The 13,719-nt window shown below is 66.6% G+C and carries 13 protein-coding genes; 8 read left to right on the top strand and 5 right to left on the bottom strand.

The annotated features are described in order from the left end of the window. The first annotated feature begins 247 nt into the window (after positions 1-247). The 4 genes from K9F62_04245 to K9F62_04230 all read left to right on the top strand — a co-directional run bounded on the left by K9F62_04245 (position 248) and on the right by K9F62_04230 (position 4,767). The gene (locus K9F62_04245) at positions 248-2,365 is read left to right on the top strand and encodes an RNB domain-containing ribonuclease (GenBank protein UJX41909.1); all 2,118 of its coding nucleotides are present in this window, start codon (positions 248-250) and stop codon (positions 2,363-2,365) included. A gap of 172 nt (positions 2,366-2,537) precedes the next feature. Further along, on the top strand, positions 2,538-3,125 hold the full coding sequence (plsY, locus tag K9F62_04240; protein ID UJX43122.1) for a glycerol-3-phosphate 1-O-acyltransferase PlsY: 588 nt from the start codon (positions 2,538-2,540) through the stop codon (positions 3,123-3,125). A 15-nt stretch (positions 3,126-3,140) separates the two neighbouring features. Then, entirely contained in the window at positions 3,141-4,199 is a 1,059-nt protein-coding gene (locus K9F62_04235) for an SGNH/GDSL hydrolase family protein (protein UJX41908.1), read from the top strand. A gap of 13 nt (positions 4,200-4,212) precedes the next feature. Next, positions 4,213-4,767, top strand: a complete 555-nt coding sequence (locus K9F62_04230; protein UJX41907.1) for a cysteine hydrolase — start codon at positions 4,213-4,215, stop codon at positions 4,765-4,767. On the opposite strand, the gene K9F62_04225 is transcribed toward K9F62_04230, so the two are convergent. From K9F62_04225 to K9F62_04215, 3 genes are read right to left on the bottom strand one after another with little or no spacing between them, the layout of a single operon-like run. Then, on the bottom strand, positions 4,751-7,294 hold the full coding sequence (locus K9F62_04225; protein ID UJX41906.1) for a PAS domain S-box protein: 2,544 nt from the start codon (positions 7,292-7,294) through the stop codon (positions 4,751-4,753). The two genes, K9F62_04230 and K9F62_04225, sit on opposite strands and share 17 nt — an antisense overlap. 59 nt (positions 7,295-7,353) lie before the next feature. Next, entirely contained in the window at positions 7,354-7,896 is a 543-nt protein-coding gene (locus K9F62_04220) for a tetratricopeptide repeat protein (GenBank protein ID UJX41905.1), read from the bottom strand. 20 nt (positions 7,897-7,916) lie between these two features. Beyond that, positions 7,917-9,182, bottom strand: a complete 1,266-nt coding sequence (locus K9F62_04215) for an HDOD domain-containing protein (protein ID UJX41904.1) — start codon at positions 9,180-9,182, stop codon at positions 7,917-7,919. Between the two features lie 532 nt (positions 9,183-9,714). Here K9F62_04215 and K9F62_04210 point away from each other — a divergent pair. After that, positions 9,715-9,909: a hypothetical protein gene (locus K9F62_04210; protein UJX43121.1), complete on the top strand. Its 195-nt coding sequence runs from the start codon at positions 9,715-9,717 to the stop codon at positions 9,907-9,909. After that, positions 9,906-10,310, top strand: a complete 405-nt coding sequence (locus tag K9F62_04205) for a hypothetical protein (protein ID UJX41903.1) — start codon at positions 9,906-9,908, stop codon at positions 10,308-10,310. Before K9F62_04210 ends, K9F62_04205 begins: the two co-directional genes overlap by 4 nt. Positions 10,311-10,508: 198 nt before the next feature. Here K9F62_04205 and K9F62_04200 read toward each other — a convergent pair whose 3' ends face one another. Together K9F62_04200 and K9F62_04195 are read right to left on the bottom strand one after the other, a co-directional pair. Next, positions 10,509-10,712: a hypothetical protein gene (locus K9F62_04200; GenBank protein UJX41902.1), complete on the bottom strand. Its 204-nt coding sequence runs from the start codon at positions 10,710-10,712 to the stop codon at positions 10,509-10,511. Positions 10,713-10,792: 80 nt separating this feature from the next. Continuing rightward, positions 10,793-10,987: a hypothetical protein gene (locus K9F62_04195; GenBank protein UJX41901.1), complete on the bottom strand. Its 195-nt coding sequence runs from the start codon at positions 10,985-10,987 to the stop codon at positions 10,793-10,795. Positions 10,988-11,137: 150 nt separating this feature from the next. Between K9F62_04195 and K9F62_04190 the strand changes: the two genes are divergently transcribed. Together K9F62_04190 and K9F62_04185 are read left to right on the top strand one after the other, a co-directional pair. Then, positions 11,138-12,250 carry a glycosyltransferase gene (locus K9F62_04190; GenBank protein ID UJX41900.1) on the top strand — a complete coding sequence of 371 codons (1,113 nt, stop codon included), beginning with the start codon at positions 11,138-11,140 and terminating at the stop codon, positions 12,248-12,250. 342 nt (positions 12,251-12,592) lie between these two features. Beyond that, positions 12,593-13,708 (top strand): glycosyltransferase family 4 protein, encoded by a 1,116-nt coding sequence (locus K9F62_04185; protein ID UJX41899.1) that lies wholly within the window; start codon positions 12,593-12,595, stop codon positions 13,706-13,708. Positions 13,709-13,719: the final 11 nt, after the last annotated feature.

Raw genomic sequence — 13,719 nt, 5'->3', positions numbered from 1 at the left:
CGAACGTTTGTCGCCGCAATCGGCCCGGCGGCACGAGGCGCGTTGCGCCTCGACGCCGGACGCAATTGCGGCGACAAGGTGCGCCGGCGGCGAAGCGCCGCATGTAAAGAACGTGAAGGAGGGGACGCAGAGCCCCCATTGAAGTTTTTGGGGAGGGTGGGGGTCCGGGGGAGGGAACCCTTTTTTGCAAAAAAGGGTTCCCTCCCCCGGTTCCTCATCTCTTCTCTAATAAGGATATACACACAACATGGCGTTGGAACGGTATGCCGGGCCGGGGTGCCTGGTGGAGTTCATGCAGGGCAACCAGCCTCAGGTCGCCTGGGTGTTGGAGGAATCTTCGGGCCGTTTGCGGCTTTACACGTTGACCAAGCGTGAGGAGAAGCTGGCTGCCTCCCGGGTGCTGCCCTGGATGGGGCCGCGCTATGACGGGACCAGGGACCGCAGCGAGATGCTGGAGATCCTGGCCGCGCATCAGGCCAGGCGCGAGGCCGCGGCCAAGGCCATTGCCCCGCTGGAGCTGTGGGAGCTGGCCCAGGGCGAGGTGCGCGAGGAGTCGGCCGAGTGGTTCGCCGGGCTTGTGGGCGAGGACCCGGACGTGGACGCCGTGGCGGCCATGGGCCGGGCGCTTTTGGGCTGCAAGACGCATTTCAAGTTCCATCCGCCCAAGTTCGAGGTGTTCCCGGCCGAGCTGGTGGAGCGGCGCATGGCCGAAGCCGCCCTGGCCGAGGAACGCGAAAAGGTGGTGGTGGCCGGCCAGACGTTTTTCAAGGAGCTCTGGCAGGGCTGGCTTTCCGGCGACCGCAAGAAGGGTGCGAATCTGGCCGCCAAGCTCGATCCCGATGCGGCGGAGAAGCTTAAGAAACTGCTGCACAGGCTCATGGCCGACGCCGAAGACCCCGAGTCCGCCACCCTGTGGGCCATGCTGAAAAAGGGCCTGCCCGATCATCCGTTCCAGGCCTACATCCTGGCCACACAGTGGGGCATTGTCCCGCCGCACTACAATTATCTGCTCGATCAGGCCGATTACGCCGCCGGGGACGACTGGTGGCAACCGCTTGCCGCCGAGGTGGAGGCGCGTCGGGCCGGGCTTTCGGCCCTGTGCCAGGAGCCCGAGCCCATTCCCTTTGTCAGCGTCGATTCCCCGACCACCCGCGACATCGACGACGCCTTTTACGCCGAGCCCCGCCCGGGCGGCGGCATCCGGCTGGTCCTGGCCCTGGCCGATCCGGCCCTGGACTGGGAATTCGACGGCCCCCTCGATAGGGCTGTGGCCTACCGGGCCTCGAGCCTCTATCTGCCCGAGGGGGTCAGCCACATGCTGCCCGAGGCGCTCGGCACCGGGCTTTACAGCCTGCTTGCCGGCGAGGTGCGGCCTTCGCTCGTCATGGAGTGGGAGTTTTCCGAGGAAGGCGACGTGCTTGGTTTCGCCATGCGCAAGACCTTCGTCCGCCTGGCCGAAAACACCACCTATGCCGCCGTGGAAGCGGCCCTCGACGCCGGCGATGCGCCGCAGTCCTACAAGTTGGGCCATGCCCTGGCCGTCGCGCTGCGGCAAAAGCGCCTGGAGCGCGGGGCGGTGATCATCGAGCGGCCCGATCCGGACATTATGCTTTCGGGCTATCCCGACAACGTGACCGTGGAGATGGGGCTGTGCCCGAGCTATCCCAAGTCCCAGCTCATGGTCAGCGAGTTCATGATTCTCGGCAATACCGCCGCCGCCGAGTATGCGGTGTCGCATGGCGCGGCCATGCTGTTTCGCACCCAGGACGCGACCCTTTCTCCGGAGGTCCGGGGCGTGCACGGCGATCCGCCCTCGATCCAGCGGGTGGTGCGCGAGTTGCCCCCGACCCTGACCGAACCCGATCCCAGGCCCCACGCCACCCTGGCCGCCTCGGCCTATGCCCCGGTCACCTCGCCCCTGCGGCGTTACGGCGACCTCATCAACCTGGCCCAGCTCGAAAGCCTGCTGCGCACCGGCGCGCCGCGCTGGAGCCGGGGGGAACTTGAGGCCCGGCTGCCCGAGCTGACGTCGCGCCTCGAGGCCGTGGGCCGGGTGCAGCGGTTCCGGCCGCGCTACTGGAAGCTGTTGTACCTGCAATGCAACTGCCGCGAGCGCACCTTCGAGGGCATCGTGGTGGATCTCGGCGGCGGCGGATTCGTGTCCCTGGCCCTGCCCGACATGCAGATGTATGTCCGGGCCACGAAGGACACCCTGGGCGACACGATTTACATCGGCCAGCGCTATGCGCTACGCCTGGGCAGGATCGATCCGTTGACGAACGAGCTGCGCGTCTTTGGCGCGGAGGAGATTCCGGCCCGGCTGCCCGAGGGCGCCGAGGCGTTTTTCATGGGTGCCGAAGGGTAGGTAGAGGGGAAGAAATGCCTCCGGCGGCCGGGGGAAACTTTTTGAAAAAAGTTTCCCCCGGATCCCCTTCAAAAACTTTTTAAAGGGGGCTTTGCTCCCTCCTTGACCACCCCATTGGGGAAATTTCCACCGAACCTCCCTTCCTGGGGAGATGATGGAGTTTGAAATGGGCATTGCGCATGTTGCTTTCCTCGTGCTGACCTACCTTGTCGCGGCCTTTCCCTTCGGTCTGGCCGTGGCCAAGGCCTCTTGCGGTGTGGACCCCAGGCTTGCCGGCAGCCGCAACACCGGGGCCACCAATGTGGCGCGGCTTTGCGGCACGCGCTACGGCGTGCTGACCCTGGTCCTGGACCTGCTCAAGGGGCTGTTGCCGGTGCTGGTGGCCCGGGCCATGCACGGCGGCGCGGTCTTTATGACCCTGGTCATCGTCGTGGCCGTGGTCGGCCACATGTATTCGGTCTTTTTGTACGGCAAGGGCGGCAAGGGCGTGGCCACCACCATCGGTGTGTTTCTGGGCGCGGCTCCGGTTGCGGCGCTTGTGTCCGTGGCGGCCTGCGTGCTGGTCATCTGGGCCACGGGGTTCGTCTCCGCCGGTTCGCTGACGTTGGCCGTGTGCCTGCCGGTGCTTCTGTATTGGCTTGGTCCCTGCGCGTTGACCTTCGCCGCCCTGGTCGTGGCGGTGCTGGTCATCGTCAAGCATCGCGAGAACATCTCCCGGCTGGTGGCCGGGCAGGAAAAGTCCTGGCGTAAGAGCCGTTAACCCCGCCGGACGCCCATGATGTACATCCTTTATGCTGTTGTCGCGCTTTGCGCGTTGAACCTTGTCGTCATGTGGGGGCTTTCGCGCCTGCGGCGCGGCCGCGCCCGCACCGGCGGCATGGGCGTGCTCGTCGCCCTGGACGCCATGCTGGCGGCCTTGCTTGTCCTCGAAGTGGCCATGGCCCTTTTTTTCGCCCAGTCCGACGGCTTCAACATCACCATGTCCAGCCGCAACTGGTTCGCGCGCCATTGGCATCCGGTCAACAGCCTCGGCTATCGTGACGCCGAACCGCGTCCCAAGGCTCCCGGCGAAAAGCTGGTGCTGGTGGTGGGGGATTCCTTTGCCGCCGGGCACGGCATCGACAACGTCGCCGACCGCTTCGGCGACGTGCTGGGCCGGGACCTCGGGGCGGGCTGGCGCGTGGCCAACGCCTCCAAGATCGGCTGGGACACCGTGGACGAGGACAAGGCCCTGGAAAGCTATCCCCAGACCCCGGACGTGGTGGTGCTGGCCTATTTCGTCAACGACATCTACCGGGCGGCGGAAAAAACCAAATTCCCGTTGCCGTTTACCGTGCAATTTCCCAGGGGGACGGTGACCAAGTACCTGGTGGACCATTTCGCCCTGGCCAATTTCGTCTACTGGCGGCTGGCGCGCATGGGCAATGTGGAGGACGCGGCCAGGACGTTCTGGGACCGACTGCGCGCGGCCTACGCCGATCCGGCGGTCTGGAACGAGCATGCCCGTGAGCTCGACTCCATCGTGGACTGGTGCCGGCTGCGCCACGTCCGGCTGATCGCGCTGATCATCCCGAGCCTTGCCGACGTGGCCGGCACCGCGCCCATGACCGCCCGCGTGGCCGCGTATTTCAAGGGCAAGGGCGTGGAAACCGTGGACCTGACGCCGATTCTCGCCGGCCGCGATCCCGGGGACATGGTGGTCAACAGCGTGGACACCCACGCCAATGTGAAGCTCAACGCCGAGATGGCCGGGCTCTTGCAAAAGGCCATCCTCGCGCCCGCGCCGGCGGCCGCCGGCGGTCATGAGGCCGTTTTTTCGCGGAATCCGGAGTAAGGAAGGACCCGTCATGGATAACGTGCTGCTTATCGTCGACATGCTCAACGATTTCATTTTGCCGGAAGGAAAGCTTTCTTTCCCCAAGGGGCAGGCGGTGACCGCGCCCATTGTCGCCTTGCGCAACGCCTTTCGCGCCGACGGCGAGGCCGTGGTCTACGACAACGACGCCCATCCCGAGGATTCCGAAGAGTTCGCGACCTGGCCGTCGCACTGCGTCATGGGCACGCCTGGGGCCCGCGTGGTCGACGCTCTGACCCCCGGCCCGGGAGACATTGTCTTCAACAAGGATTCCCTGTCGCTTTTCGCCCACAGCCATGCCGAGGTCCTGCTGCGCAGCCTGGTTGCCGGCGGCGGTCGCCTGTACGTGGCCGGGGTGGCCACGGAGTACTGCGTCAGGGAAGCCGTGCTCGGCGCGCTGGAAAGGGGATTCGCCGTGACCGTGGTGACCGACGCCATCGCCGGCGTGGAGAGTACGCCCGGGGACTGCGACCGGGCCATTACCGCCATGCGCGCGGCCGGAGCCGATTTTGCCTCGGCCACGGACGTGCTCAACCGGATCGCCTAGGCTGGTCTTCCTCCGTCGTTCCCGGGCCTTCGGCCTTGTTTATGGTGAGCAGCATGCGGCCGTCCGGCAGGGCCACGACGTTGAAATCGAGGTTGCGGGTGACGCCGTCGCCGCAACGGACCGGATAGACCCGCCGGGAATTCGAGCCGAGTTCCCCCTGCCAATCGGCAACCACCTTTGCCCGCAGCGTCGGGTCGGGGTAGGCCTTGCGCATCCAGGCCCGCGCGTCCGGAATGTCTTCCAGATCGTAGCCCACCAGATCGATGAAGCGCTGGTTGAGAAAAAGCGTGCGTCCGTCGGCCCCGACCAGGCTCGCGGCGTAGGGCACGTAGGCCAGCACCGAATCCAGGGTGTCGCGTTCGGCATTAATGTCCCGTTCGAGCGCCTTGGCCGCCGTGATGTCCAGCGATATGCCGCACAGCCCGTAGGGCCGTCCCGAGGCGTCGCAAAGCGGGGCCTTGGTGGTGAGAAATGTCCGGGTCTCCCCCTTAGCGATGATTTCCTCCTCGAAAGTAAGCGCCTGTCCCGTCTCCATGACCCGCCGGTCGTCCTCGCCGATGCGCGCCGCCACCTCCGGGACGTGCACGTGCCCGGGCGGATGTCCGACGATGTCTGCGGCCGGCCGGCCGAACAGCTCTTCCATGGCCCGGTTGACCATGATGCAGCGCCCTTGCGGGTCCTTGAAATAGACGGCGCAGGGCACGTGGTCCAAAATGCCGCGCAACTGGTCGTTGACGCGCCGCAGGGCCTCGCGTGTGCGGGCCAGGGCGGTGATTTCCTCGGCGTGGAGCATGACCGTGTCCGGGGCGGCGGCAACGAAGGTCATGGCGAAAAGCCCCGGCTCGGTCGCGCCCGGCGGCCGGAAAAGAAGTTGCCGGCTTTCGGTCGTGCGCGATTCCAGGGCGCTCCAAAGGGCCAGGTAGACCTCCGGGGCCTCGTCGAAAATGGCCCCGGCCGGTGCTTCCATACAGGAACCGATTCGCCCCTTGAAAAGGGCTTCGGCCGCCTTGTTGGCGCTTGAGAGCACCAGCTCCCGGTCGCGCAGCCGAAAGGTCAGGGTGGGCAGGGGAAAGTTGCGCAGGTGGTTTTGCAGGCGCTCCTCGCGTTCCGCCAGTTCCTGCCGCGCCAGCTTGCGGGCCGTGGCGTCCTCCACAAACCCCTCGACCACGGGCTCGCCCGTCTCGGAAACGGTCAGCCGGGCGTGCAGGTTGCCGGTGAATTCCGTCCCGTCCTTGCGCAGATAGGGGTTCTCGAAACTGCCGATTGTGCCGTCCCGGGACAGCCGGCGCACGATCTCGTCACGACGTTTCGGGTCGCGGTAGCACAGCCCGGCGTTGTGCCCGAGGTGGGCGTACATGTCCTTTGGCGAGCCGTAGCCGAACATCGTGGCCATGGCCGGGTTGGCGGTGAGCAGCCGGCCAGAGACCAAAGCCCGGAAAATGCCGATGGGCGCGGCGTCGAACAGCTGCCGGCAACAGCCCTCGCCGTCGGCGGCGCCTGAGGCGACCCGCCGTTCCACCGTGACGTCGCGGCCGTAGCAGTTGGCCTCACCCCAAAGCGGGGAGGGCGACACGACGATGGCGAAAATATTTTCGCCGACGGGTACGTCGAGTTCCTGGCGCGCCCCCGTCTCCCGGGCCCTGGCCACACAGGCGGCGAGTTCCGCCGTCACGGGCCGGCCCACGGCCATGCCCAGGGCGTCGAGCAGCGGGGCGCTGGCGGCGTTGGCGTAGGCAAGGTGCCCGTCGCGGCCCACGCGCATGACGGGAAAGGGGTTATCCTCGGGGAAGCGGGCCATGGAACGCAGATGTTCCTGGGCCTGTTGTTCGGTGGTCACGTCCTGGACGGTGCCGTGGTAGCGCGCCACCTTTCCCGCGGCATCGACCTCGGAGCGGGCTACGGTCCGGGCATGCCGCCACAGGCCGTCGGCGCGCCGAAAGCGGTAGGTGTAGTGCAGTTGGGAACTCTTGGCTTGCAGCCGTCGGCGCGCGGCCTCCACCTTGCCCCGGTCCTCGGGATGGACCAGGGCCAGGAAGTCGGCGTAGCTTAAGGACGCTCCGTTCGGTGGCAGGCCGAAAATGCGGAAGCATTCCTCGGACCAGAAGGCCTCGTCGGTGACGAGGTCCCGGCTGAAGCTGCCCACCCGCCCCAGGCGCTGGGTTTCGCGAAACGAGGTCAAAAGCGCGTCCGCGTTGGCGCAGGCGGCGACGTCCGCGTCGGGGCGGGCGCGCAACCGCCGGATGAGGCTGGCAAAGGCCTCGGGCCGGGCGAGCAGGGCTTCCCGCACGTCCGAGGCGATCTTGCCGGCCAGGGCAAGCAGGGCGTCGGGGTTTTCGCCCAACTCCCCGGCCAGGGCCAGGATGTGCTTTTCGGACAGGCTCGGGACCGCGCCGCGTTCCAGGCGGCTTAGGTAGGACGGCTGGATGCCCAGGCGCGCGGCCAGGCGGCGCAGGGAATAACGAGGGTCCTCGGCCAGAAGGGCCAGCCGTCTGCGGCGAAGGTGTTCGCCGAAAGAATGGGGCGCCATAGTTCGTGCACCATACAGTGCACGGGGGATCGTGGCAATGTTTCCGGTGCTTTTTCCCGTTACGCCGACACGATTTCGGGCAAAAAGGCCGTTGCCCGGGCCGCGCTTTCGATGCCGTGTCGCAGCGACTGCGGATCGACCGCCTCGCCGGCGGCGAGCAGTCGCGCCGCTTCCCCGGTCATTTTTTCCAGCTCGGGCCGTTCGGAATCGGTGAAGGCGGCGAGTGTCGTGGCCGCCCGTTCCGACTTGCCGAGCGCAAGCAGGGTCAGCCCCAGACACAGGCGGGCCAAAGGTTCGCCGCCGCCGGTCAGGCGCAGCACGTGCTCGAACTCCACCCTGGCCTGGATGTATTGTCCCAGGGCGTACAGGGCGTAGCCCAGGCGCAGGCGCACCGGCGCATTGGACAGGTCGCCCCGGGTCGAGGCGCGGTAGGCGGCGACGGCGGCCGTAAAGTCTCCGGCGGCATAGGCCGCGTCCCCGGTGGCATGGCGGTCTGCGGCGGCGGCCGCATCCGGGGCCTGGGGGGCGGGGGAGGTGTCCCGGCCGAGCAGGGCGCGGACGAGGTTGCGGCGGGAAACAGTGGGCTGGGTATCGGGTTTCATAGCCCGGAACCTCCGTGGTGTTATTGGCGTGGCAAAGGTGCGGCAGCGAAAAAGACGGATTCGATGCCCCGGATGCGGGCGTCGCCGTCCTCGGCAACCTGTTCCAGCGTCTCTTCGGCGATGCCCAGGGAAAACCAGGCCGCCTCGGACAGGGCGGAAACGGGTTCGCCGGAAAAGGCCGGCCAGGCCCAGGCCGTGGCCAGGATGTCGGCAACGTGGACAAGGGCGGTTTCGCGTGTTTCGGGCCGCCCGTCGGGCCGCAGATGGTCGGCGACCATGGCGGTGAGCGCCTGGGGAAAATGCCAGCGCGTCAAAAGCGCCCGGCCCACGGCCGTATGGTCGAAGCCGAGCACCACGCCTTCCGCGACGGCGATGGGCAGGCCTTCCACCCGGGACAGTAAAAGGGCCCGGCCGGCGGCGGCCGGCAGCTTGCGCAGGATCACGAGCTGGCCGATGTCGGCCAGCAGGCCGCCAACGAAAACCCGCTCCGGCGAGGTCCCCGGGCATTCCGCGGCCAGAAGCGAGGCGTACACCCCGCAGGCGGCGGCGTGCCGCCAGAAGGCGCGCATGTCCCAGAGTTCGGGGTCGATGTCGTCGAAGGCGCTGACCGCCGCCAGCCCCATGGCCAGGGTGGTCAGCTCATTGAGCCCGACCATGGACGCGGCCCGGCTGATGGAGTCGATGGGGGTGCGCGAGCCGTAGTGGGGGCTGTTGACGAGGCGCAGCAGCTTGGCCGTCAGTCCCGGATCGCTGCCGATGCAGGCGGCCAGCTCCTGGCTTGAGGTCGTTTCGGATTGCAGGGCGTCGAGCAGGCGGGCGTGCACCTCGGGCAGGGTGGCCAGTTCCACCTCGTCCGAGACAAGGCTGGCCGGATCGACGGCCGAGGCGGAAAAAAGTTGTTGTTCGGGCGGCGGCCCGAGCAGGCAGGCGGCGGATTGGAGCGCATCCCATTCGGCCCCGGCGTCGAGGGTCTGGGTGGCGGCCCGCTCCGCGGCCAGATCGAAGACCGTTCGGCCAAAGGGCGTATCGAGGTCGAAAGCGGAAAAGCGCGGCCGCAGCAATTCCCGGCAGCGCGCTTCGACCGCCGCGAACTGCGACGCCGTATCCTCCGGCTGGGCTTCGTCCGATACGATGGGCACGTCGCGCACGCCGTAAGCCCGCATGGCCCGGATATGCTCCTGGTCAAGCGCGGCGCCTTGGGGGACGACAAGGGACCCCTCCTGCCCATGCACGTCTTCCGCGGCGATCATCCCGTCTTTGACGTCGTCGATGCTGACCGTAATCACCGTGCCCGGTCCTCCCGTCTTTCCGGCCGGAGCGGCGGCCGCCTTGGCCGGCGGCCGTGGGCCGCGACCCTCGCGATTAAGATTGTAATAAAGCTAATCGAAAGAAAAGGGGGGCGCGAGGCCTATCTTGCCCGGTCCGGCCGCTTTGCCCTGGCGCTTGGCGTTAATATGCCGATTTTTTTAGCTATAAAAACAAATGCGGGTGGCAGGCGATGTTGGCCCCGGATTTGCTAATAACAAGTCGAGAGCGGTGGGCGAAAGCCGAAACCACACCGCGCAAAATCACCTGGCCGTGGCGGCCACCCCCTAGCCTCCTCCCCCAACACGCCACCACGGCCTTTTTAGGAAGCCGTCTGGGCCACTCCCTGGGCCTGGGCGGCTTCCGCTTTTTGTGCCGCGGCCCCTCCGCCATCCTTGAACAGCGGCCGATTCCTGATTATAGCCTTAAAAGCCGGTCAGCGGCTCCGGCCGCAACTGTGTAAAATTCGTGACAGCCGCGTTGCCGGGCGATCAGGAGCAGTCCTTGGAAAATATGGATCATGACGGGCCGCAGGGGCCCCAGGCATTTTTGGATTACCTCAGCCAGCGCCTGGCCAAGCGCCAGGGTGAGCTGGAACAGGCAGTCAAGTTTTCAAGTCACTATAATCAATTGGAAATAATCGTGCTGGAACTGAAAAACATTCGGACCAAATTCGTGGGCTTCATGCGCCGCGAGGGGTTGTTGTGATGGGTGCTCTACGGCTTTCGGCCGTCCGGGCCGCCTGGTGTCTGCTGGTCCTTTTGGCCCTGTCCGCCGGTCCGGCCCGGGCGGGAAAAGACGTTCCCGGCCGGGGGAAGGAGATCGCCGGCCAGTGGACGGCCTCGGTGCTGGGCCAGGAAGTCACGGCCAGCTTTACCCGTCAGGGCGATATGATTTCGGGCGTTATCGTGATCCCGGATATCGTCAGCGGCGGGAGCAATACCTACCACGTGGCCGGGGTGGTCCTCGGCGACGAGTTCGCCGCCCAGCACGGCAGCGGTCATCTGCTCAAGGGAACCGTTGTCGGGCCCAACGAGGCCCACGCCGTCTTCACGCCCAAATCCGGCCCCGCGCTCAACCTCGTCTTGAAGCGCCGCCCCGGTTCGTGAGGCGCGGTCTGTTTTAGAAGAAGAACCGGGGGGAAACCTTTCTTGCAGAAAGGTTCTCCCCCCGGCCCCCCTTCCAAAGACTTTCGATAGTTACGGGGCGATACCGTTACATCACCCGTAACCGTTGAAAGTTTTAGGGAGGGGAGAGCGCGAGAGGGGCACCCCTTTTTCAAAAGGGGTGCCCCTCTCGCACTGACTTCACCTTTCCCGAATCTGGCCAGCGGGCACCACGGGCACGCTTTCATCCTTGGCCCGGTCGGTCCAGGTCCGTTTGATCGTCTCCACTTCGTCTTCGGTCAACTCCGCTTCCATAGCGTCGAAAATCCTGTTGCGCAGAAAGACAAGATCTTGATAACTTTGGGCTTTGTTGACCATTTCCAGATAATGGGCAAGGTTTCCCATGGCGGTAAAACTCCCGGGCGCGTTGCCATGCGCCTCTGGGAAGATGTGTAGCCGAGGCGGGCGCGAGCGGCAACATCGGCTCAGCCTTCCGGACTGTTGAAAGTGCCGCACTTGGCGCAGACGAACCCGGCGTATTCGGGCACGCCGTTCTCGTCGAGGTACACTTCCACTTCATTGCGCTCGGAACAGTTGGAGCAGTAGACCAGGGCGATATGGGTTTCGGGGTCATAGTCGCATTCCACGCCGCCCAGAATCACCGTTTCACTGAAAGCCATGGCAGAACTCCTTGGCGCGACAGGGCGCTTTTTGTCTCTTGTAAGACAATTTGCGATTCTGACAAGCGCGCCGGGAGATTTTCCCCCATTGCCAGACGCCGCCGGCCACGCTATCCCCACCCGACCGCGCCAAACGCGCCAAGGAAGCCCATGCCCGATTCCGTCGACGCCAGCCCCCTTGTTCTCCACGACGCCTTCGCCTTTCCCGGCGGCGGCGAAAAGGTGGCCGTGACCCTGGCCCGGGCCTTTGAAGCGGGCCTTTTTACGGGGGCCTATGCCCCGGCCGCCTTCCCCGACGGCTATTTCGGCCCGGCCGTGCCGCATAACCTCGACGCGGCCCGCAACCATCCCCTGGCCGCGCGCATCTCCAAGACCCTGGCCATGTGCCTGGCCTTCGAGAATTTCGCTCGCGCCGAAACGCCCTTCGCCATCCACAGCGGCTCCCTGGCTCCCCTGGCCCACGCCCGCATCCGCGCCCCGCAGGTGCTCTACTGCCACACGCCGCCGCGCATCCTCTACGATCACCGCGAATTTTACCTGTCCCGCCAATCCGCCCTGCGCCGGCCGCTCTATGCCCTGCTTTTGGCCCGCTACCGCCGCGCCTACGAACGCGCGGCCCGGGCCATGGACGCCATCGTGGCCAATTCCGAGACCGTGCGCCGCCGCATCGAGCGCTTTCTGCACCTGCCGGCCACGGTCGTGCACCCGCCCGTGGACACGGCCGCCTTCCGGTTCCTCGCCCAGGAACCCTTCTACCTGTCCACGGCCCGGGTGGACGTGCTCAAACGCGTGGACGTCATTGTCGAGGCCTTTCGCCATATGCCCGACAAGCGGCTGGTGGTGGTCTCGGGCGGCTCGGAACTTTCCCGCGTGCGCGCCCTCGCCGCCGGCTGCCCCAATATCGACATCCTCGGCTGGACGCCCGACGACGATCTGAAACGTCTCGTCGGCTCCTGTCTGGCCACGATCTACATCCCGCGCGACGAGGACTTCGGCATTTCCCCGGTGGAATCCATGGCCGCCGGCAAACCCGTGCTCGGCGTGCGCGAAGGCGGGCTGACCGAAACCGTCCTCGACGGCGAAACCGGCATCCTGCTGCCCCCGGACCCCGGCCCGCGCGACGTGGTGCAAGGCATTGCGGCCCTGGACGCGGCCCGGTGTCTGGCCATGCGCCCGGCCTGCGAAGCTCGGGCCAAGGCATTCGGTGAAGGCGTTTTCGTCGAGCGGATGCGGCGTGTGGTCGATGGCGTGAGGCGGGGATAGGCCAGGGCGCGGCCCTGGACCCGGCAGAAGCGGGGGCTCTGCCCCCCAGCCCCCGCCGGGAGGCCACGGGCCCCCCGGACCCCCCTTCCCCGGCTTGGGATGGCGGGTGGAGGTGGGGGGGGCGAGCGGGAGCTCGAACGTTTGTCGCCGCAATCGGCCCGGCGGCACGAGGCGCGTTGCGCCTCGACGCCGGACGCGATTGCGGCGACAAGGTGCGCCAGCGGCGAAGCGCCGCATGGAAGAACGGGTACCTTTAAGAGTTTTTGGGGAGGGAGGGGGCCCGGGGGAGGGAACCCCTTTTTGCAAAAAGGGGTTCCCTCCCCCGGTTCCTCAGCACACCGCATGAAAAAGCTACGCGTCATCGTCAACGCCGTGCCGTTGGCCACGGTGAATACGGGCATTGGCCGCTATTTGCGCTGTTTGTACGGGGCGTTGGAGCGGGGCTATGGCGACCGGTTGGAGATCGGCTATTTTGACGGCAAGCGGGTTCTGCGGGAGCCGCCGAAGCCGCCGGAGAATCTGGCCGCCCGGTCGCGGTTGACCGATCTGCTCTGGAAGCTGCCGCCGACGGTGGCGCTCGGGGTGCGGCTGGCCCGGCATTATCAGCGGGAATGGGCATTCTGGCGGGCGGCCCGGGGTTATGACGTCTATCATGAGGCGGCATTTTTCCCGTTTCGGGTCCCGAGGGGCGTCAGGACGGTGTTCACCGTGCATGACCTGTCCCTGCTGACCTTTCCCGAGCATCATCCGGCCGAGCGGGTGCGCTATTTCCGGATGTTTTTCTTCCGCAGGCTGGCCTGGGTTTCGCGGTTTCTGGCCGTGTCGGGCTTTACCCGGGACGAGATGGTCCGGGTGCTCGGCATCGACCGGGACCGCATACGGGTGACCTGGAACGCCCACGAGCCGGAGGTCTTTCATCCGCTGGAGACGCCCTTGCCCTCGGCGGTGCCGGAGCGGTACTTTTTGTTCGTGGGCACCTATGACCCGCGCAAGAACATGCATGTGATCCCCCGGGCCTTGGCCCGGTCGGGGCTGGACGTGCCCCTGGTCACGGCCGGCTGGACGGGCTGGTCCCGGGAACGGCTGGAAGGTGTCCCGCCCATCGAACTCGGCTACACCGACGACGCGACCCTGGCCGCGCTCTACACCAAGGCGTTGGCCCTGGTGTATCCCAGCATCTACGAGGGCTTCGGCCTGCCGGTGCTGGAGGCCATGGCCTGCGGCTGTCCGGTGGTGACCTCGAAGCTTTCGAGTCTGCCCGAGGTGGCGGGGGAGGCCGGGATCTATCTCGACGATCCGTCCGACGCCGAGGGCATGGCCCGGGTGCTTTCCCGGGTGGCCGGCGACGCCGCCTTGCGACGGGAGAAGGGGGCGCTTGGGCTTGCGCGGTCCCGGGAATTTTCCTGGGACGAGACGGCCCGGCGCACATTCGAGGAGTTTGAAAAGAGCCTGCGCTAAGCGGGTCTTGA

The sequence above is a fragment of the Desulfovibrio sp. JY genome (assembly GCA_021730285.1).
Classification (GTDB): Bacteria; Desulfobacterota; Desulfovibrionia; order Desulfovibrionales; family Desulfovibrionaceae; genus Solidesulfovibrio.
Note: the sequence above shows the minus strand (reverse complement) of the source record. Positions and strands in the feature narration are given on the sequence as shown.